18 protein-coding genes are annotated in these 17,525 nt (G+C 72.2%); 7 read left to right on the forward strand and 11 right to left on the reverse strand.

Going from position 1 to position 17,525, the window contains the following annotated elements; genetic code table 11:
• Nucleotides 1-8 precede the first annotated feature (8 nt).
• The 5 genes from AB0J66_RS23090 to AB0J66_RS23110 form a co-directional block, all read right to left on the reverse strand.
• Nucleotides 9-1,220 carry a metallophosphoesterase gene (locus tag AB0J66_RS23090; protein WP_364664015.1) on the reverse strand — a complete coding sequence of 404 codons (1,212 nt, stop codon included), beginning with the start codon at nt 1,218-1,220 and terminating at the stop codon, nt 9-11.
• Nucleotides 1,221-1,303: 83 nt separating this feature from the next.
• The gene (locus tag AB0J66_RS23095; RefSeq protein WP_364664018.1) at nt 1,304-2,371 is read right to left on the reverse strand and encodes an aminoglycoside phosphotransferase family protein; all 1,068 of its coding nucleotides are present in this window, start codon (nt 2,369-2,371) and stop codon (nt 1,304-1,306) included.
• Between the two features lie 987 nt (nt 2,372-3,358).
• Complete coding sequence (locus tag AB0J66_RS23100; protein ID WP_364664021.1) at nt 3,359-3,607, reverse strand: MoaD/ThiS family protein; 249 nt, start codon at nt 3,605-3,607, stop codon at nt 3,359-3,361.
• A complete protein-coding gene (gene moaA / locus AB0J66_RS23105; RefSeq protein ID WP_364664024.1) occupies nt 3,608-4,615 on the reverse strand; it encodes a GTP 3',8-cyclase MoaA in 1,008 nt (335 codons plus the stop codon). It lies immediately after the preceding gene.
• 113 nt (nt 4,616-4,728) lie between these two features.
• On the reverse strand, nt 4,729-5,610 hold the full coding sequence (locus tag AB0J66_RS23110) for a fructosamine kinase family protein (protein ID WP_364664027.1): 882 nt from the start codon (nt 5,608-5,610) through the stop codon (nt 4,729-4,731).
• Nucleotides 5,611-5,666: 56 nt separating this feature from the next.
• Here AB0J66_RS23110 and AB0J66_RS23115 point away from each other — a divergent pair, with 56 nt between their 5' ends.
• Nucleotides 5,667-6,170 carry a GNAT family N-acetyltransferase gene (locus AB0J66_RS23115; RefSeq protein ID WP_364664030.1) on the forward strand — a complete coding sequence of 168 codons (504 nt, stop codon included), beginning with the start codon at nt 5,667-5,669 and terminating at the stop codon, nt 6,168-6,170.
• 81 nt (nt 6,171-6,251) lie between these two features.
• Nucleotides 6,252-7,343, forward strand: a complete 1,092-nt coding sequence (locus AB0J66_RS23120) for a DUF4192 domain-containing protein (RefSeq protein ID WP_364664032.1) — start codon at nt 6,252-6,254, stop codon at nt 7,341-7,343.
• A 5-nt stretch (nt 7,344-7,348) separates the two neighbouring features.
• Here AB0J66_RS23120 and AB0J66_RS23125 read toward each other — a convergent pair whose 3' ends face one another.
• Together AB0J66_RS23125 and fdhD are read right to left on the reverse strand one after the other, a co-directional pair.
• Complete coding sequence (locus AB0J66_RS23125; RefSeq protein WP_364664035.1) at nt 7,349-8,995, reverse strand: alkaline phosphatase D family protein; 1,647 nt, start codon at nt 8,993-8,995, stop codon at nt 7,349-7,351.
• A gap of 70 nt (nt 8,996-9,065) precedes the next feature.
• Nucleotides 9,066-9,893 carry a formate dehydrogenase accessory sulfurtransferase FdhD gene (gene fdhD / locus AB0J66_RS23130; protein WP_364664038.1) on the reverse strand — a complete coding sequence of 276 codons (828 nt, stop codon included), beginning with the start codon at nt 9,891-9,893 and terminating at the stop codon, nt 9,066-9,068.
• Between the two features lie 124 nt (nt 9,894-10,017).
• On the opposite strand from fdhD, the gene AB0J66_RS23135 reads away from it, so the two are divergent.
• The 3 genes from AB0J66_RS23135 to AB0J66_RS23145 all read left to right on the forward strand — a co-directional run bounded on the left by AB0J66_RS23135 (nt 10,018) and on the right by AB0J66_RS23145 (nt 12,080).
• Nucleotides 10,018-10,617 carry an NTP transferase domain-containing protein gene (locus tag AB0J66_RS23135; protein WP_364664041.1) on the forward strand — a complete coding sequence of 200 codons (600 nt, stop codon included), beginning with the start codon at nt 10,018-10,020 and terminating at the stop codon, nt 10,615-10,617.
• Nucleotides 10,618-10,671: 54 nt separating this feature from the next.
• Nucleotides 10,672-10,917 (forward strand): DUF6457 domain-containing protein, encoded by a 246-nt coding sequence (locus AB0J66_RS23140; RefSeq protein WP_364664044.1) that lies wholly within the window; start codon nt 10,672-10,674, stop codon nt 10,915-10,917.
• Between the two features lie 74 nt (nt 10,918-10,991).
• Nucleotides 10,992-12,080: a hypothetical protein gene (locus AB0J66_RS23145; RefSeq protein WP_364664047.1), complete on the forward strand. Its 1,089-nt coding sequence runs from the start codon at nt 10,992-10,994 to the stop codon at nt 12,078-12,080.
• Between the two features lie 70 nt (nt 12,081-12,150).
• On the opposite strand, the gene AB0J66_RS23150 is transcribed toward AB0J66_RS23145, so the two are convergent.
• Nucleotides 12,151-13,842 (reverse strand): beta-propeller domain-containing protein, encoded by a 1,692-nt coding sequence (locus AB0J66_RS23150; protein WP_364664050.1) that lies wholly within the window; start codon nt 13,840-13,842, stop codon nt 12,151-12,153.
• Nucleotides 13,843-13,862: 20 nt separating this feature from the next.
• Nucleotides 13,863-14,333, reverse strand: a complete 471-nt coding sequence (locus tag AB0J66_RS23155) for an Lrp/AsnC family transcriptional regulator (protein ID WP_364664724.1) — start codon at nt 14,331-14,333, stop codon at nt 13,863-13,865.
• Nucleotides 14,334-14,400: 67 nt separating this feature from the next.
• On the opposite strand from AB0J66_RS23155, the gene ddaH reads away from it, so the two are divergent.
• Together ddaH and AB0J66_RS23165 are read left to right on the forward strand one after the other, a co-directional pair.
• Nucleotides 14,401-15,228 carry a dimethylargininase gene (gene ddaH / locus AB0J66_RS23160; RefSeq protein WP_364664053.1) on the forward strand — a complete coding sequence of 276 codons (828 nt, stop codon included), beginning with the start codon at nt 14,401-14,403 and terminating at the stop codon, nt 15,226-15,228.
• Nucleotides 15,229-15,263: 35 nt separating this feature from the next.
• On the forward strand, nt 15,264-15,830 hold the full coding sequence (locus AB0J66_RS23165; protein WP_364664056.1) for a bacterial proteasome activator family protein: 567 nt from the start codon (nt 15,264-15,266) through the stop codon (nt 15,828-15,830).
• Here AB0J66_RS23165 and AB0J66_RS23170 read toward each other — a convergent pair.
• Entirely contained in the window at nt 15,827-16,624 is a 798-nt protein-coding gene (locus tag AB0J66_RS23170) for an HAD family hydrolase (protein ID WP_364664058.1), read from the reverse strand. The two genes, AB0J66_RS23165 and AB0J66_RS23170, sit on opposite strands and share 4 nt — an antisense overlap.
• Entirely contained in the window at nt 16,624-17,436 is an 813-nt protein-coding gene (locus AB0J66_RS23175; RefSeq protein WP_364664060.1) for an HAD family hydrolase, read from the reverse strand. The genes AB0J66_RS23170 and AB0J66_RS23175 overlap by 1 nt, the downstream gene beginning before the upstream one ends.
• Nucleotides 17,437-17,525: the final 89 nt, after the last annotated feature.

Below are 17,525 nucleotides of genomic sequence, written 5' to 3' on the forward strand. Positions count from 1 at the left end.
ATCACATCTCACGTCGAGCGCAACTCGATCACGCTGACCTGAGGCGGCGCGCCCACCCGCACGGGCGGACCCCAGAAGCCGGCGCCGTTGGTCACGTAGACCGGCACCCCATCCACCCGGCCGAGGCCGGACACGACCGGCTGCTGGAGCTTCACCAGCAGGTTGAAGGGTGCCATCTGACCGCCGTGCGTGTGCCCGGAAACCTGGAGATCGACCCCGAACGGGGCGGCGTCGCGCACGGCCACCGGCTGGTGCGCCATCAGGACGACCGGCTTGGCGGTGTCGCGATCACCCAGCGCGCGGGCGAAATCGGGCGCGTCACCGTGCTCGGCCCCACCGAGATCGTTCACGCCGGCCAGGTCGAGCCCGTTGATCTCGACCCGCTCGTTGCGCAGCGGCCGCACGCCGAGCCCCGCCACCTCCTCGACCCACTCCTGATAGCCCGAGTAGTACTCATGGTTGCCGGTCACGAAAAACGCCCCATGCCGCGACTCGATCTCGGCCAGCGGCGTCGCGAGCCGCCCCAGTTCCGCCACGCTGCCGTCCACAAGGTCACCGACGACGCACACGATGTCCGCCTGCACCGAATTGATCTGGTCGACGATCCGCCGCGTGTGATCGATGCCGGTCAGCGGCCCGAGGTGGATGTCGGAGACCACGGCCATCCGGAAGCCGTCCATGCTCCGCGGCAGTTTCGCCAGCGGCATCTCCAGCCGGTCGATCCGGGGGCCGCCCAGCGCGGTCCTGACCCCGTAGCCGGTGACGGAGGCCGCCGTGAGCCCCGCGAAGATCGCCGCACCCCGGGCGAGCAACAGCCGCCGATCGATGCCTTCCCTGCTCGCGGGGCTCTCGTCGGCCGCGCCCGGTGCCGCCACGGCTGGGCCGGCTCCGGCGGTGGCCATAGCCTTGTCCGGTTTTGCGGGCATTTGCCGGCGCCACACAAGCAGGATGGCGAGCCGGGGGATCTCCAGGATGGCGAGGGTCACCAGCAGGTAGAACATCAGCGCGATCCATAGGTAGCCAGGCCAGGCCAGCCACGGCACCGCCCCCGACCGCACCCCGATCAGCGTCGCCGGCGCGAGCACCGCCAACAGGATCGCGATCGCCGCACCGGCCCGCCGCGCCGTACGCGACCGCAGCGGGTCCTTGACGAGCCGCTTCCACAGATAGAAGTGGACCAGGCCGATGACTATGAAGACCAGCCCGACGAACACTGCCAACGTTCCTCCCCAACCGCGTGCGAGCCCAGCAAGTCTCCCGATCGCGGCTGAGAGTCTGCTGATGGGCACGGTACCGCCCCGGCTCAGAGCAGGCGGGCGAAGAGTTTGATCCCCTCGACGAAGGCGGGCAGGTCGGTGATCCGCTCGACGGCCTGAGTCTCGATCGTCGCCCGGTCATGGGGGCCCAGCGGCTCCAGTCCGAGCGACATGCGAAGCCGCTCGGCCAGCCGCCCGAGCCGCAAACCCACCCGCCGGACCAGCACGTCCTCCCCCGCGAAGCGCGCGCCGCCGCCATCGGCGTAAGCGTCGACCGTGCGCCGGACGACCGCCGCCTCCGGCATCCCGGCCCGCGTGGAGAAGCTGAACGTCGCCTGCGCGGCCTCGAGCCGGGCACTGTCCGGCCCCGCGACATCCCAATCGATCAGCACCGGCCCTTTGCCGGTCATCAGCACGTTCCAGGGCTCCACGTCCCGGTGCGTCACCACGTGGTCGCCGGCCTGCTCGAACACCCGCCGAACCCACGACGCCGCGTCGACGACGCCGGCCATACCCTCCCGCAGCGCCGGCGCCCACGGCTTTCCCAGCCGCTCACCCTCCCGCAGCCATCCCGCCCAGCCCTCCGCGTCGTCGAGCCGGTACCACTCGGGTGCACCCTCACCCGCGGGCCCCCGCTCCGGGGCGAGCGGCTCAATCCGGTGCAGACGGGCCAGGGTCGTACCCAGCCACTCGCTCACGTCGTCGGTGTCGTCGAGCGACCGCCCATCGATCCACTCATAGGCACGAACCAGGCCGACCCCCTCGACCTCGACCGCGTAGCCGAACGCCGCCCCCGGCGGCCGCACCGGCCGGCCCATCGCGATCCCGGCCGCGAGCGCTTTCTCCTCGAACCGCATCGCCCGGGCGAAGTCCTCCCGCCACTCCTCGGTCGCGCCCTGCTTGACCAGCACCCGCCCATCACGCGTCGACAGCGTCCAGGTCCGCGAACTCCGATAGCTCAGCGGCACGAGAGGCCCAGTGGCCCGCCCCAACCCGAACGCCGCCGCCACCGCTTCCCCCGCCCCGAGCACGCCGAGCAGCGTATCCAGCCCTCCGCCCCACCGCGGCCCCGTCAACCGCTCCACCACGGCCCCGCCCCACCGCGGCCCCGTCAACCGCTCCACCACGGCCCCGCCCCACCGCCGCCGCGGTACGCCGCCATCCCGCCGCTGCGGTCGGTTGCCGCCTCGCCGTCGCCGCCTCGCCGTCGCCGTCCCGTCGCCGTCGCGGTGCCGCCGACCCGGCCCGCCGCGAGCCCGCCGCGGTCTCGCACCCCCTCCTGCCGTCGCGGTCCGTTGCGGCCTCACTGCGGCGCCCGCCGCCCTGCCGTCGCCCGCCCGCCTCATCCTCGTGCCCACCGCGTCCTCTTGGCCGCCCTTCCGCGGGTCGTTGGCCGCAGCGAGTGATACCGGTCGGCGGCCGGGCGGGTGCTGTTCGCGGCCCACCAACCGGACGGAACCCACCGCCCGATCCTTTGCCGGCTAACTACCAAGGAATCCCTGCTCAGAGTCATCGTTCGCCGGCTAAGCGTCGTTAGGCGAGATCGAACGCGCCGTCTTGGCGTCGCCGTGGCGGGAAGCCACCAGCCGGCTTGGCGTTGCCGGAGTGGAGGGGCAGCGGCGCGGCCTGGGGTCAGTCGCCGGCTTGGCGTTGCCGGAGTGGAGGGGTAGCCGCTCGCCGAGCGGCGGAGCCAACGGTCAGCCGCCAGTTTGGCGCTGCCGAGGGAGGGCCAGCTGCTGACCGGACACTGCCGCCGAGGACCAACCGCTGACCGAGCAGCGCCGCCGACGGCCGACCGCTGACCGGGCCGTGCCGCCGAGGACCAACCGCTGACCGAGCAGCGCCGCCGACGGCCGACCGCTGACCGGGCCGTGCCGCCGAGGACCGACCGCTGACCGGGCAGTGCCGCCGACGGCCGACCGCTGACCGGGCAGTGCCGCCGACGGCCGACCGCTGACCGGGCAGTGCCGCCGACGGCCGACCGCTGACTGAGTGGTGCTGCCATAGGCCAATCGAACCGGGCCGTGCCGGCGTGACGTCAGCCGCTGAACCGGATGGTGCTGCCGTGAGTCAGTCGCTGGGCGGGCGGTGTCGCCGTGGGGTCAGCCGCCGGCGAAGGGAGGGAGGACGTCGATGGTGGCGTCGGTGGGGAGGGGGGCCTGCGGGTCGTGGCAGGTCAGGCCGTCGACGAGGAAGCTGGCGGCCTTGAGGACGACGCCGAGGCGTTCGCCGTGGCGGGTGGTCAGGGTTTGCTTCAGGTCGTCGAGGGAGGTGGCCTCGACGGGCTCGGTCGAGGTGCCGTGGGCGGCGGCGCGGGCGCCGGCGAAGTAGCGGACGGTCAGCTGGGCCACTCATCCTCCGATCGCGGACATGGGGCGGGCGGGCTGCAGGAAGCTGGGGTCGTCGATGCCGTGGCCGGCCCGCTTGCCGCGCATGGCCACCTGCCAGGCCGTGGCCAGCTCGTCGTCGGTGGCGCCGCCGCGCATCAGGTTGCGCAGGTCGCTCTCCTTGGTGGCGAACAGGCAGTCGCGCACCTGGCCGTCCGCGGTCAGCCTCGTCCGGTCGCAGTCGCCGCAGAAGGGCCTGGTCACTGAGCCGATGACGCCGACCCGGGCCGGGTCGCCGGCCGCGTCGACGTGGCCGGGGACGAGCCAGGTCTCGGCCGGCGCCGTTCCACGTGAAACCGAATCGGGCCGCAGGGCGAAGGGCGCGAGGTCGGCCAGGATCTGATCGGCGGTGACCATGGTGTGCCTGTCCCACTGGTGCTGGGCGTCGAGCGGCATCTGCTCGATGAAGCGCAGTTGATAGCCGTGGTCCAGGGCGAACTGCAGCAGCCCGGCCGCCTCGTCGTCGTTGATACCGCGCATGAGGACCGTATTGATCTTCACGGGGGTCAGGCCGGCCGTGGCGGCCGCCTTGAGCCCGCGAAGCACGTCGGCGTGACGGTCGCGGCGGGTCAGGGCCTGGAAGCGGGCCGGGTCGAGGGTGTCGAGCGAGACGTTCACCCGGTCGAGCCCGGCGTCGCGCAGGGGCTCGGCCAGCCGCTCGAGCCCGATGCCGTTCGTGGTGAGCATGAGCCGCGGACGGGGCTCGAGCTGCGCCACCGCTTGGATGATGCCGACCAGCCCGCGTCGCAGTAGTGGCTCGCCGCCGGTGAAGCGGACGTCACGGATGCCGAGCCGCTCGACGCCGACCCGGATCAGCCGGATCACCTCGTCGTCGGTGAGCTGATCCTGTTTCGGGAGCCAGGCCAGGCCCTCCTCCGGCATGCAGTACGTGCAGCGGAGGTTGCAGCGGTCGGTCAGCGAGACCCGCAGATCGGTCGCCACCCGCCCGAACCGGTCGGCGAGCGCGCTCATCGACGGCACCCCCGGGCGTTGTCGGACCTCCACCGCATGCTCACCCACCGAATCTATCCGCTCGCCCGGCCGTCCGCCGATGCTGATTTCGGCCTGTGGACAACCGAGAGCGATCACACAGCCCGGAGAGCGGCCTCGGCGGTGACGCGTACGGCATCTCGGTAGGCGGCGCCGAAGGCGGCGGTATGAACCAGCATCAGGTGCAACTGGTGCAGCGGGACGCGAGCCGGCCAGCCGTCGGCCAGCGGATGCACCTCTTGATAGGCGGCGAGCACGGTCTCCAGGTGGGCCACGCCGCCGAAGAGGGCCAGCTCGGCCAGGTCGGTCTCGCGGTGGCCGCCCTGCGCCGCCGGATCGATCAGCCAGGCCCGCCCGTCGGCCGCCCACTGGACGTTGCCGGGCCAGAGGTCGCCGTGTGTGCGACTGGGTGGCTCGCTGATTTCGTACGTCTCAATGGTGTTGATGATCCTCTCGACCAAGGCCGCCTCGGTCGCCGAGAGCGCGCCACGGTCAAAAGAGCTTTGGAGGTACGGATGCAGGCGGCGCTCGGCGAACCAGGGTGCCCACGATCCGCTGGTCAGCGTGTTGTCCAGCGGTAGGGGGCCGATGAAGCCGGTCCACGGGGCGCCGAAGGCGTCGGCCCCCGAACGGTGCAGCGCGGCCAGGTCACGGCCGAACCGCTCGGCGCCGGCCCGGCTCGGCTCGCCGGGCTCGATCCACTCCATCGCGATGAGCTCGGGCAGGGCCACGATCACTTCCGGTACGGGCGCACCGGCCGCCCGCAGCCAGGCCAGACCGGCCGCCTCGGCGGCGAAGAAACCCTCGGGCGCCGATCCCGAACGCCACGTCTTGGCGAACAGGGAGGTGCCGTCGTCGAGGGTCAGACGGTTCGCGGCCGAGACGCTGCCGCCGCCCACCGGCGTCTCCCGGATGCGCTGGTGGGTGAGAAATGTCGGGAGGTGCTCGGGGTGCGCGCGCAAGTACGCCTGGTCCACCGCCTTATCTTCCGCTTCGGCTTACGGTCGCCCGAAATCGGAGTCAAAATGTCGGCATGAGCCCTGTCACAGTGCGTTCGTACCGTCCGAGTGATCACTCCGCGGGCCGTCGCCTGTGGGCCGAGCTGACCAGTCAGCACAACGAGATGTACGGCGAGCCCGAGCGCGACAACGGCGAGGGCTTCGAGGAGTACCTGACCCGGCTCGACCTGGGCGGCCTGTGGGTGGCCGACCACGCCGACGACGGGGTGATCGGCCTGGTCGGGCTGGTGCTGCGCGGTCGCGCGGGCGAGGTCGAGCCGGTCGTGGTCACGATCTCCCACCGGCACAAAGGCGTCGGCCGCAAGCTGTTGCGGCACGTCGCGAACGAGGCCCGGCGGCGCAACATGACCCAGCTGACCATCTCCCCCGAGTCACGGAACGTGGACGCGATCCGCAGCCTGCACGCCGCCGGCTACGACGTGGTGTCGTCGATCGAGCTCACTCTCGATCTCGGCCGCGCGCCGAACGAGCGCCAGCAAGAGGGACTGGAGCTGCACGACATGCAGTTCCGGTCCTAGCGCCTGTGGACAACCGCGTGTCGTCCACAGGCTGACGATTCGGCCCGCCACGGCCGGGCCGGAGCGGGCAGGCTGCTCCGCATGACGCCCGAGTGTTCGATCTCCGTTCGCAACCCCGCCGAGCTGATCACGGTCACGCCGTTCGTGATCGGGTTCCACCCGACCGACAGCATCGTGGTCATCGGGGTGGCCGGCGGCCTGATCGCCTTCGTGGCGCGGCACGACCTCCCGCCGCCGGGCGAGGAGCTCGATCCCGGTCGGCTCGCCGCCGTGACGGGCGACCAGGGGATCGGCACCGTCGCGATCATCGGCTACGGCGAGGCCGCGCGGGTCACCCGGGCCGTGGAGCGGACGATCCCCGCGCTGCGCGCGAACGGGCTGTTCGTCTTCGAGGCGCTGCGGGTGACCGAGGGCCGCTGGTGGTCCTACCTCTGCCCGGAGCCGGAGTGCTGCCCGCCCGAGGGCACCCGCTGTCTCCGGCCGGACGACCCGATCGCCGCCACCGCCGTCTTCAAGGGCATGGTGGCGCTGCCCAACCGCAAGGCTCTCGAGGGGCGGGTCGCTCCGGTCGACGGCGAGGCCCGGGCGGCGATGGTGGTGGCGACCGCGCGGGCGCGGGTCCGGGCGGCCGAGCTGAGGGCTGCCGGCCGAGAGGGCCACACGGTGCCGCGGGCCGGGCGTCTTGCGGTGCGCGAGGCCGAGAAGAAGACGCGGGCCCGGGGTGCCCTCACCGACGACGAGGTGGCCTGGCTGGGGGTGCTGCTGGTCGACGCGGTGGTGCTCGGTTATGCGGCCGACCGGTTCGGCCCGGAGCCGTGGCGGATCGATCTGTGGACGGCGGTGCTGCGGCGGGTCGAGCCGGGCTTCGTCGCCGGCCCGGCGTCGTTGCTGGCCCACGCCGCCTGGCGGGCCGGCGACGGGGCGCTGGCCCGGGTCGCGCTCGACCGCGGGCTGCGGGAGGAGCCGGGGCACCGGCTGCTCGGGGTGATCGACGGGCTGCTGGCGGCCGGCATCGGGCCACAGTCCGTTGAGGACTTCGCGCCGCCGCCCCGCCCCGCGCGACGGCAGTCGCCCCGGCGCTCCGCGCCCCGGACGCGCACTGAAAGCAGCCGGCGCCGGAAGCCCCGAAAGCGGGACGGGCAGGCCCGGGCCGGCGAACGGAGGCGGCAGTGAGCCGGTCAGGGCCGCGCAGTCTCCTGCCGGATCGTCTCACGGCCCAAGTCGGCCGGCCGCCTCGCGACGGGCCGGCCCGTCGCGGAGGCGACCTGCGGGGTCGGCGCGTCGGCCAGCTTGTGCAGGCCGGGCACGCGGTCCTCGATGGCGAAGGTGGCACGAGTGTGCGCCGGCGCTCCGGGCATGGTCACGTAGGGCAGCACCCGGAAGTCGGCGGTCATCGTGGTGGGCTCGATCCGGGTCCGTACGTAACCGCGCTGGTTGTTGTGGAAGCGCAGGTGCGGGTTCCAGGCGGCCCATGGGTGCCGGCCGTCCGGCACGTCGGCGCCGTCGCCGTTGGAGGTGATCGACGAGCAGACCAGCTCGGCCCCGACGGCCGGTGCGGCCGGGTCGGTCCAGTCCAGCTTGAGCTCGTTGGCCCAGTGGGAGTGGACGTCCCCGGTCAGCACGACCGGGTTGCGCACGCCGGCGTCGACCCAGCCCCGGCTGACCCGCTCGCGCGAGGCCACGTATCCGTCCCAGGTGTCCATCCCGGTCACCGTGGCCGGTCCGGGGTTGCTGTCGCGCCGGGCGAAGAAGACCTGCTGGGCCAGCACGTCCCAGTGCGCGGTGGACTCGCGGAAACCGTCGAGCAGCCAGCGTTCCTGCTCGGGGCCGGTGATCGAGCGGGCCGGGTCGGCGGCCGCGGCACAGTCGCGGTAACCGTCGTGGCACGCCTGGTCGTCGCGGAACTGTCGCGTGTCGAGCAGGTGGAAGGTGGCGAGCCGGCCCCAGCGCAGCCGTCGGTGGACCCGGATGCCGGGCCCGTCCGGGATCGAGGCGCGCCGCAGCGGCATGTTCTCGTAATACGCCTGGAAGGCGGCCGCGCGCCGGGCCGTGAAGTCCGGGTCGGGCCGGGCCGGGTGGTCGCCGGCCCAGTTGTTGCTGACCTCGTGGTCGTCGAAGGTGACGGCCCACGGCGCGACGGCGTGCGCGGCCTGCAGGTCCGGGTCGGTCTTGTACTGGGCGTGGCGCCGGCGGTAATCGGCGAGCGTGCGCGTCTCGGGGCCGGCGTGGTCGCGCGGATTGCCGCCAGGCAGAACGTAGGAGTTCGGGCCGTACTCGTAGAGATAGTCGCCGAGATGAAGGATCAGCTCGGGTTCGTCCTCGGCCAGCCGGCGGTAGGCGGTGAAGAAGCCGTGCTCGTACTGCGCGCAGGAGGCGAACGACATCGCCAGCGAGCGGGGCCGAGCCGTCGGCGCCGGGGCGGTGTGGGTGCGGGCGGCCGGCGAGAGGTAGCGCTCGACCCGGAAGCGGTAGAAGTAGTCGCGGCCGGGTGGCAAGTCGGTCAGCTCGACGTGCACGCTGTGGCCGAAGTCGGGGCGGGCGACCTCGACGCCGCGCCGCACGATCCGGCGGAAGCCCTCGTCCTCGGCGACCTCCCAGTCCACCGGGACGTCGCGCGGTGGCATGCCGCCGAGGCCGTCCTCGGCCAGCGGTTCGGGCGCGAGCCGGGTCCAGAGCACGAAACCGTCCTCCGCCGGGTCGCCCGAGGCGACACCGAGGGTGAACGGGTCGGATCGCAGCGGGCCACGCGGGCGGCTAGCGGCCGCGACCAAAGGCCAGATCGATGTCGCGGTGCCGAGCAGAAGGGAACGCCTGGAGAGAGCCATGGAGAAGCCCTGTCGTCATCGGATGGCCGGGTGTCGAGGCCGGACCCGACGACGGAAGGGTGTCGCGTGATCAGACGGTGACTCGCTGTGGGGAAGTGTATATGTTCATGCTCTGACCACGGAGGAAACCGACAAGAGTCATGCCGGCCTCGTCGGCCAGCTCGGCCGCGAGGGTGCTCGGGGCGGAGACGGCGGCCAGCATGGGCAGACCGGCCATCCACGCCTTCTGGGTGAGCTCGAAGCTGGCCCGGCCCGAGACGAGCAGGATGTGCCCGGTCAGCGGCAGGCGGCCGTCGCGCAGCGCCCAGCCGATCACCTTGTCGACCGCGTTGTGCCGGCCGACGTCCTCGCGGAGGACAACCAGCTCGCCGGCCGCGGTGAACAGGCCGGCCGCGTGCAGGCCGCCGGTGCGGTCGAAGGTGCGCTGGGCGGCGCGCAGCCGGTCGGGCAGGGCGGTCAGGGCGGTGGCCGGGATGCTCAGCGGGTCGGCCGAGACGTCGAAGCGGGAACGGGTGCGGACGGCGTCGATGCTCGCCTTGCCGCAGACGCCGCACGAGCTGGTCGTGTAGAAGTTCCGGCTCGGGTCGGTGACCGGGGGCGGGACATCGGCGCCGAGCACGATGTCGACCACGTTGTACGTGTTCGGGGTGTCGGTGCCGGCGCAGAGCTGGGCCGTGACGACATCGCCGGCCGCGCCGATGATGCCCTCGGTCAGCAGGAAGCCCATGGCCAGATCGATGTCGTGGCCGGGGGTGCGCATGGTGACCGCCAGCGGCTGTTTGCGCAGCCGGATCTCCAGCGGTTCCTCGGCCGCGAGGTCGTCCGGGCGGCGGCGCGGCTCGCCGGTCGCGGCCAGGTTGATCTTCACGACCGGCCGCCGGGTGCTCGTCCTCGCCATGGGTCGAGAGTAGGCCGGTTCGGCCTTGGCGGCGCGGCTCGGGCGGCGGGCCGCGGGGAGTGATCCACCACAGGTAACTGAGCGCGCGGTCACGCTCGACACGCGGTCGGGATACGGTACGTACGTGGGGGGATTTGCGGCGGTGGTGCTGGCCGGTGGTGCGGCGCGGCGGATGGGTGGCGCGGACAAGCCGACCCTGCCCGTGGCCGGTCAATCCATGCTGACCAGAGTGCTGGCCGCGGTGCACGACGCCGACCCCCGGGTCGTGGTCGGGCCGGTGCCGCCCGACCTGCCCGTTCCGGTGCACTCGACCCGGGAGGATCCGCCCGGGGGCGGCCCGGTCGCGGCGACGGCGGCGGGTCTCGCGCTGGTGCCGGAAGGCGTGACGTTCACCGCGCTGCTCGCGGCCGACCTGCCGTTCCTCACCGGGGAGGCGATCGACGTGCTGCGGCTGACCGCGGAGTCGGCGCCGATGCAGGGCGCGGTCTACCGCGACGCCGAGGGGCGGCGGCAGATGCTGTGCGGCGTGTGGCGCACGGCCCGGCTGCGCGAGGCGATCAACAAGCTGTCCGAGGAGCGCGGCGGGTTGCACGGCGCCTCGGTGCGGGAGCTCATGGAGCACCTGCGAGTGGCCGAGGTGTCCTGGCGCCGGCCGGGACCGCCGCCCTGGTTCGACTGCGACACCGACGACGACCTGCGCGCCGCCGAGGAGTGGGCACGGTGACCTGCGAGGCCGGCGAGTGGGCGCAGTGACCTGCATGGCTGAGGAGTGGGCGCGGTGATTGATCTCGATGCTTGGGTCCGGGCGCTCGGGGCGGAGCTGGGCGTTGATCCGGCCGAGGTTCCTACCGGGGCCGTGCTGAACGTCGCCAAGGATGTGGCGCACAACGTCGTCCGGCCCGGGGCGCCCGTGTCGGCGTACCTCATGGGTCTGGCCGTGGGGCGGGGAGCGGACCCGGCCGAGGTGGCCGAGAAGGTCCGGGGTCTCGCGCTGGGCTGGCCGGGCGGCGGGGACGAGGCCTGAGCGGTCCAACCTCCGATACGGGCGCGTGGGGGCGGACGCCGCTCGATAGGGTGGCGGGAACGGAGGTGACGATCATGACGGCAGAGAGCGCCGAGGGCGCGTCCACCGAGGCTGTTTTCCTGGACGAGCCGACCACGGCCGATCTGCGGGCCAAGGTCGTCGACGCGTGGCGGGAGTTCGGGACGGCGCTGGCCGGCCTTCTTCCCACCCTGCAGGCGGGCGGGCACGTCGACCTGACCCTCGACCCGACCGCGTCCGGCACCGGCCTGGCGGTCTACTCGGTGAGCATCCGGGTGCGTGACGGCGGCGTCGTCGAGGCGTTGGCCACCGGGAACGCCGGGCTGCCGGAGGGCTTCCGGATGGACCGCTCGTCGATCGGCGATCTGGTCGCGCTGGGCTGGTCGCCGCCGGGCGTGCTGCCCGGCTCGGGTGACTCGTTCGGTCTTAGCTCCACCCAGGAGAAGGCGAACCAGCTGGCCACCATCATCGTCCGCACGCTGCGTGACGTCTACGGCGCGCCGCACCCGGCCTTCCTCGTCTACCTGGTGCACGACGAGAACGACGAGCCGATCGAGAGTGCCCCGCTGGGCACGGCCCGGCACGAGCCGAGCATCGACGCCGAGCTGAGCCTGGACGACCTCGACGACGACGGCGCCCTGGCCGCGGCGCTGGCCGACGCGGCCGACGAGGTCGTGCCGCTGGACGAGCGGGTCCGCACGGTCGTCGCCACCATGTCCAAGACCACCGTCGACCAGCTGCAGTACGACGCGGACGGTGACATCGGCATCCGGGCCGGCTCGGCCATGGTCTTCGTCCGGGTGCGCGACAACCCGCCGCTGGTCGACGTGTTCTCGCCGATCCTGACCGAGGTCGAGCCGACCGAGCAGCTCTACGTCAAGCTGTCCGAGCTGACCAACCGGATGCCGATCGGGCGTCTGTACTGCGCGAAGGACACGGTGTGGGCGTCCATCCCGGTCTTCGGCCGTAATTTCCAGGCCACCCACCTCATGCTGGCCGTGCAGGTGATGACCGGCCTGGCCGACGAGCTGGACGACCGGCTGCACGGCGAGTTCGGTGGCAAGCGCTTCTTCGGCGAGGGCGACAAGCCTGTGCCCTCGAAGGAGCCGGTCGCCGACGACCACCGCCCCGGGATGTATCTCTAAGAGCAAAGGGGTGGGGCCTGCCCGCCGGTCACGCGGGGCTGAATCCGCGACCGGCGGGGCAGGCCCCGGCTCATGTGGCGGCGACCCACGCCAGCCGGTCCAAGGTGGACGCGTTGGAGGCCAGCAGGCCGGAGTCGGCGATCGACCAGAGCACGTCGCCGATGACCAGGGAGCGCCGCACCGGGCCGGCCACGGTGATGCGGTCGGTGGTCTGCAGCTTGCCGCCGGTGACGTGCAGCGCGAGCGGTCCGTCATCGAGGGGGATGACCAGCAACGACGTCGCCGGCCACCACAGCACCGCGTGCGGATCGACCTCGGCCTCGGACATGGCGCCGGGGACGACGTGCTGGTCGAGGCGGCGCGGCGCGGCCGGGTCGCTGACGTCGAAGAGCGAGATCTGGGTGCCGACCGGCCGGCCGTCGGCGGTCGCCTCCTGGCCGATGCCGATCAGCTGGTTCTCGCCGGCCGGCTGCAGGTGGGCCGAGTACCCGTTGATCTTCAGCTCGCCGGTGACCCGGGGATGGGCCGGGTCGGCCAGGTCGAGGCTGTAGAGCGGGTCGGTCTCGCGGAAGGTGACCACGTATCCGCGGTTTCCGGCGAAGCGTACGGAATAGATCCTCTCGCCCTGGCCGAGCCCACCCACCGAGCCGACCTCGGCGAGTTTGCCGTTGTTCTCCCGCAGCACCCGCACCGCCGAGCTCTGCGTCGACGGGTCGGTCGTGGCGACGCGGAGGTGACCGTCCCATTCGGACATCGAGTATTGGTTCAGCAGCGTGCCGGGCACCTTGCCGGCCGCGTCGTAGACCGGCTTGCCGGTGGCGGGCAGGCTGAACCGGTAGATCTCGGTGTCCCGCCCGGTCGACTCGGCCCGGCGGAAGGACGGGCTCTCGTTGTTGGCGATGTAGAGGCTGCTGGGCGTGGCGTAAACGGCGTCACCGTCGGCCACGACCGCGACCGGCGAGCCGTCACTCAGCGCGTTTGCGCCGAGGTCGAAGGTCAGCACCCGCAGCATCGAGGCACCGGTGAACGTCTCCGGCTTGGTGATCTGCGCGCAGTCGAGTTTCCCGGACGAGCGGGCCGAGCCGGTCGTGATCTCCCAGTTCGGCACCCACGAGTCGATCTGTGGCCGGCTGCTCAGCACGACCCGGGCCACGCTGCCGGTCTGGCGGGCGTCGACCAGCGAGCCGTCGCCCTGGTAGCGGCTGAGGACCCGCGGCGTCCCGGCGAGATCGATCAGCAGGATCTCGGAGCGGCCACTGCCCGGCCGCTGGAGGCGGGCGCTGTCCTTGAGGTACGACGGTCCGCCGTCGGAGAGCACGAGCGCGTGGTCGCCGGCGAGCAGCATCTTCGGCTCGCCGGACGATTCGAGGCCGAGATCCAGCCGTCCGGTCTGGGCCCGGGAGCCGGCATCGACGACGCGCAGGACGCCGCCGGTGATGGTGACGATCCGCCGCCCGTCGGTTTTCACGATGTCGGGCTCGTCGGCGCCCGCCTCGTGCACGTTGGTCCCGGAGTAGGACTTCTCGGCCGGGACGCTCCCCCGTGCGGCCTCCGGCATGGCCCGCATGTCGTCGATGGCGACCGGCTCGCGGCCGTACTTCTTGGCCGCCGCGCGCAGCTCCTTCTCGAGCTGGGCGCAGGAGTCGAAGGCGACGAGCTTCAGCGCGGGCCGGGGCGGCGGCGAGTCTTTCACAGGCGAACCGGTGCAGCCCGCCAGCGGGAGGACGGCCAGTGCGGCGAAGAGCCAGGATCGACGGGACATGTCCGGTTGGACGGCGCCTCCTACGAAGCGGTTCCCTCCGGCGCGGGGACCGCGGTCGGCGTCTCCACCAATCGGGACAGCACGATCATGCTGCGGGTCGAGGTCACGAACGACTCCGCCCGCAGCCGCTCCAGCGCCTGCTCGAGGTGGCCGATGTCGGCCGCCCGCAGGTGGACCAGGGCATCGGCCTCGCCCGAGACGGTGTATGCCCCGACGACCTCGGGATGGCGCCGGGTGGCCACCGTGATCTGGGCCGGAGTGGTGCGCCCGGTGCAGTAGAGCTCGACGAACGCCTCCGTCGTCCAGCCCACCGCGGACGGCTCGATCACCGTGGTGAAGCCCTTGATGACCCCACTGGATCGAAGCCGGTCGACCCGGCGTTTCACGGCCGGGGCCGACAGCGAGACCTTGGCGCCGATCTCGGCGTACGACGATCGGGCATCCGCCACCAACAGCGCAACGATTCGCTGGTCCACCGCGTCCATCTGCAACGATTCGCCTCCACTGAGCAAGAATTCTCGCTGTTTCGTGCGCCTGAGCCTACCTACGCTCTAGGTCATGAACCACAGCGAGCGCCAGCCGCGGAATCGGACATATCTCATGTGTCCCCCGGAGCATTTCACGGTCGAGTACGCGATCAACCCCTGGATGGACACGACCGTCCCGGTCGACGCGGCGCTCGCGGTCAAGCAGTGGACGATGCTGCGCGACACGCTCGGTGACCTCGGCCACACGGTGCACGTGCTCGACCCGGTGCCCGGCCTGCCCGACATGGTGTACGCGGCCAACGGCGCGTTCTCGGTCGACGGCACCGTCTACGGCGCCCGTTTCCGCTACCCCGAGCGGGCCGGTGAGGCCGACGCCCACGCCGCGTTCTACGGCGCCGGCAGCTGGCGCTTCGCCGGCCCGGCGCACATCAACGAGGGTGAGGGCGACTTCGCGTATCTCCCGGGCGCCTATGGCGGCCTGGTCCTGGCCGGTTACGGATTCCGGACGGAGCCGGGGGCGCACGCCGAGGCGCAGGAGGTGCTCGGCCGGCCGGTGCTCTCGCTGCGCCTGGTCGACCCGGCCTTCTACCACCTGGACACCGCGCTGGCCGCGCTCGACGACCGCACCATCGCGTATTACCCCGGCGCCTTCTCCGCGGCCTCGCAGCGGGTCCTGGCCCAGCTCTTCCCGGACGCGGTGATCGCCGACCGGGCCGACGCCGAGGCGTTCGGGCTCAACCTGGTCAGCGACGGCCGTCACGTGATCCTCAACACCGAGGCCATCGCCATGGGTGACCGGGTGCGTGCGGCGGGCTACCGCCCGGTCCACGTCGACCTCTCCGAGCTCAAACGTGGCGGCGGCAGCGTCAAGTGCGCCGTGGCCGAGCTGAGGCCGTAGCGGATGAATGGAACGGGTGCGGGAAGATAGACCTCATGACCGACGAGAATCGCACCTTGGAGAAGCAGGACGACGGCTCTGTGATCGTGGTCGGGCCTGACGGGCGCCCGCTGGGCACCATGGACGCCGACGGCAAGCTCGATCCCGAGGAGCCGGGCAACCTGATCGAGCAGCCGGCCAAGGTCATGCGGATCGGGAGCATGATCAAGCAGCTGCTCGAGGAGGTCCGCGCCGCTCCTCTGGACGAGGCGAGCCGGGGCCGCCTGCGCGAGATCCACCAGCGGTCGATCACCGAGCTCGAGGACGGACTCGCGCCCGAGCTGCGTGAGGAGCTCGAGCGGCTGTCGCTGCCGTTCGAGGGCGAGACGCCGCCCAGCGAGTCGGAGCTGCGCATCGCCCAGGCCCAGCTGGTCGGCTGGCTCGAGGGTCTCTTCCACGGCATCCAGGCCGCGCTGGTGGCCCAGCAGATGGCGGCCCGGCTCCAGCTCGAGCAGATGCGCGGCGCCGGCGGGGGCCGCCCGGCGCTGCCGATGGGTGCCCTGCCCGGCGGCGGCTTGCCCACCCAGCCGGGTGAGGGCGGCCGGACGGGTCAGTACCTCTAAAGGTCGAACAGCTCCTCGAGGTAAAGCGCCACCCCGTCGTCGTCGTTGGTCCGCCCGATCTCGTCGGCCACCTCTTTGACGGCGGGGTGCGCGTTGCCCATCGCCACCCCGCGCCCGGCCCAGGCCAGCAGCGGGATGTCGTTGGGCATGTCGCCGAACGCGACGACCTGTTCGGCCTTGATGCCCTCGTTCTCACAGAGCCAGGCCAGGCCCGCGGCCTTGGTGACGCCGGCCGCCGAGATCTCCACCAGCGCCGTGCTCGACGAGTGGGTGGTCTCGGCGACCCCGCCCAGGGTGCGGCTGACCAGCTCGAGGAACTCGTCCGGCTGGTGCGCGGCCGACCGGGCCAGCAGCTTCACGGCCGGCACGGAGGTGAGCTCCTCGGGGGTGGACAGCACCCGGACCTGCTTGTGCTCGGGCTCCCAGCGCACCGGCCAGGCCTCCTCGTACCAGAAGGCGCGGCCGTCCTCGACCTCGACGGCGAGGGCGACGTCGGGCACCGCCTCGCGCAGCTTGGCGCTGACGTCGAGCAGCAGCTCGACCGAGAGCGGGTCGGCCCGCAGGATCTCGTCGGCCTCCGGGTCGTAGACCACCGCGCCGTTGGCGCAGATCGCCGGCACCGGCGCTTTCATCTGGTCGAAGAGCTGCCGCAGCCAGCGGACCGGCCGGCCGGTCACGACGACGAACGGCACGGGCAGGGCGTCGAGCACCTCGATGGTCCGCTTGCTCAGCGTTCCGTCGGTGCGGATGAGGGTTCCGTCGATATCCGAGGCGACCAGCTTGAAAGGCGACATCACCTCGACATTAGCCGGTCGAGGTACACCGCCACGCCGTCCTGATCGTTGGTGAGAGTCACGTCATCGGCGACCGTGAGCAGCTCGGCGTGCGCGTTGGCGACGGCCACCCGGCCCCAGCCGGCCCAGGCGAACATCGGCAGGTCGTTGGGCATGTCGCCGAAGACCAGCACGTCGGCCGGGTCGACGCCGACGGCCTCGGCCACCACGGCCAGGCCGGTGCCCTTGTCCACGTTCGCCGGGCAGATCTCGACGTAGTCGAGACCGGCCTGGGTGACCGAGGCCACCTCGGGCGGGACGATGCGGCGGGCCACCGCGAGCAGGTCGTCGACGTGGTGGTCGAACGAGCGGGCGAAGGCCTTGATGACCTCGCCCGAGCAGCACTCGGCCCGGGTGCGCGGCTCCACGACGACCGGGTAGCGCCAGGTCGGGTCGTAGTCGCCCCAGAGCGGCGAGTCGTCGTGCTCCAGCGCCTCGACCATCACCGAGAGGGGACCGACCTCCGCCTCCAGGGCGGTCAGGACCCGGCCGAGCATCTCGCCGCTGAGCCGTGACCGCAGCAGGTAGGTGGACTCGGCCTGGTCGAGGACCCAGCCGCCCTGCGCCATGACCAGGAAGTCGGCGTCGCGGATGTCGTTGCGGGTCAGGGAGGTGAGCCGGGGGCCGCGGCCGGTGGCGCCCACGACCCGGATGCCGGCGGCCCGGACGCGGTCCAGGACCTCGTGGGTGTACGCGGACACGGTGTCGTCGCTGCGGACCAGCGTGCCATCGAGATCGGTCGCGACCAGCTTGGGGAGTCCAGGCTTGACCATCGATTACCTCCGGGGTGTCGCACACCCCCGCGGAGGGCGGAAGGAGAACGGTACACCCGCCCGACTACCAGCGGCTATAACTTCCGGTA

Source organism: Actinoplanes sp. NPDC049598, from assembly GCF_040675435.1.
GTDB lineage: Bacteria > Actinomycetota > Actinomycetes > Mycobacteriales > Micromonosporaceae > Actinoplanes.

Coding starts and splice junctions, on each gene's coding strand:
- moaA (WP_364664024.1), bottom strand. CDS start 4,615: ATGAGCGCGCTCGCCGACCGGTTCGGGCGGGTGGCGACCGATCTGCGG.
- AB0J66_RS23115 (WP_364664030.1), top strand. CDS start 5,667: ATGAGCCCTGTCACAGTGCGTTCGTACCGTCCGAGTGATCACTCCGCG.
- AB0J66_RS23120 (WP_364664032.1), top strand. CDS start 6,252: ATGACGCCCGAGTGTTCGATCTCCGTTCGCAACCCCGCCGAGCTGATC.
- AB0J66_RS23125 (WP_364664035.1), bottom strand. CDS start 8,995: ATGGCTCTCTCCAGGCGTTCCCTTCTGCTCGGCACCGCGACATCGATC.
- fdhD (WP_364664038.1), bottom strand. CDS start 9,893: ATGGCGAGGACGAGCACCCGGCGGCCGGTCGTGAAGATCAACCTGGCC.
- AB0J66_RS23145 (WP_364664047.1), top strand. CDS start 10,992: ATGACGGCAGAGAGCGCCGAGGGCGCGTCCACCGAGGCTGTTTTCCTG.
- AB0J66_RS23150 (WP_364664050.1), bottom strand. CDS start 13,842: ATGTCCCGTCGATCCTGGCTCTTCGCCGCACTGGCCGTCCTCCCGCTG.
- ddaH (WP_364664053.1), top strand. CDS start 14,401: ATGAACCACAGCGAGCGCCAGCCGCGGAATCGGACATATCTCATGTGT.
- AB0J66_RS23165 (WP_364664056.1), top strand. CDS start 15,264: ATGACCGACGAGAATCGCACCTTGGAGAAGCAGGACGACGGCTCTGTG.
- AB0J66_RS23170 (WP_364664058.1), bottom strand. CDS start 16,624: ATGTCGCCTTTCAAGCTGGTCGCCTCGGATATCGACGGAACCCTCATC.
- AB0J66_RS23175 (WP_364664060.1), bottom strand. CDS start 17,436: ATGGTCAAGCCTGGACTCCCCAAGCTGGTCGCGACCGATCTCGATGGC.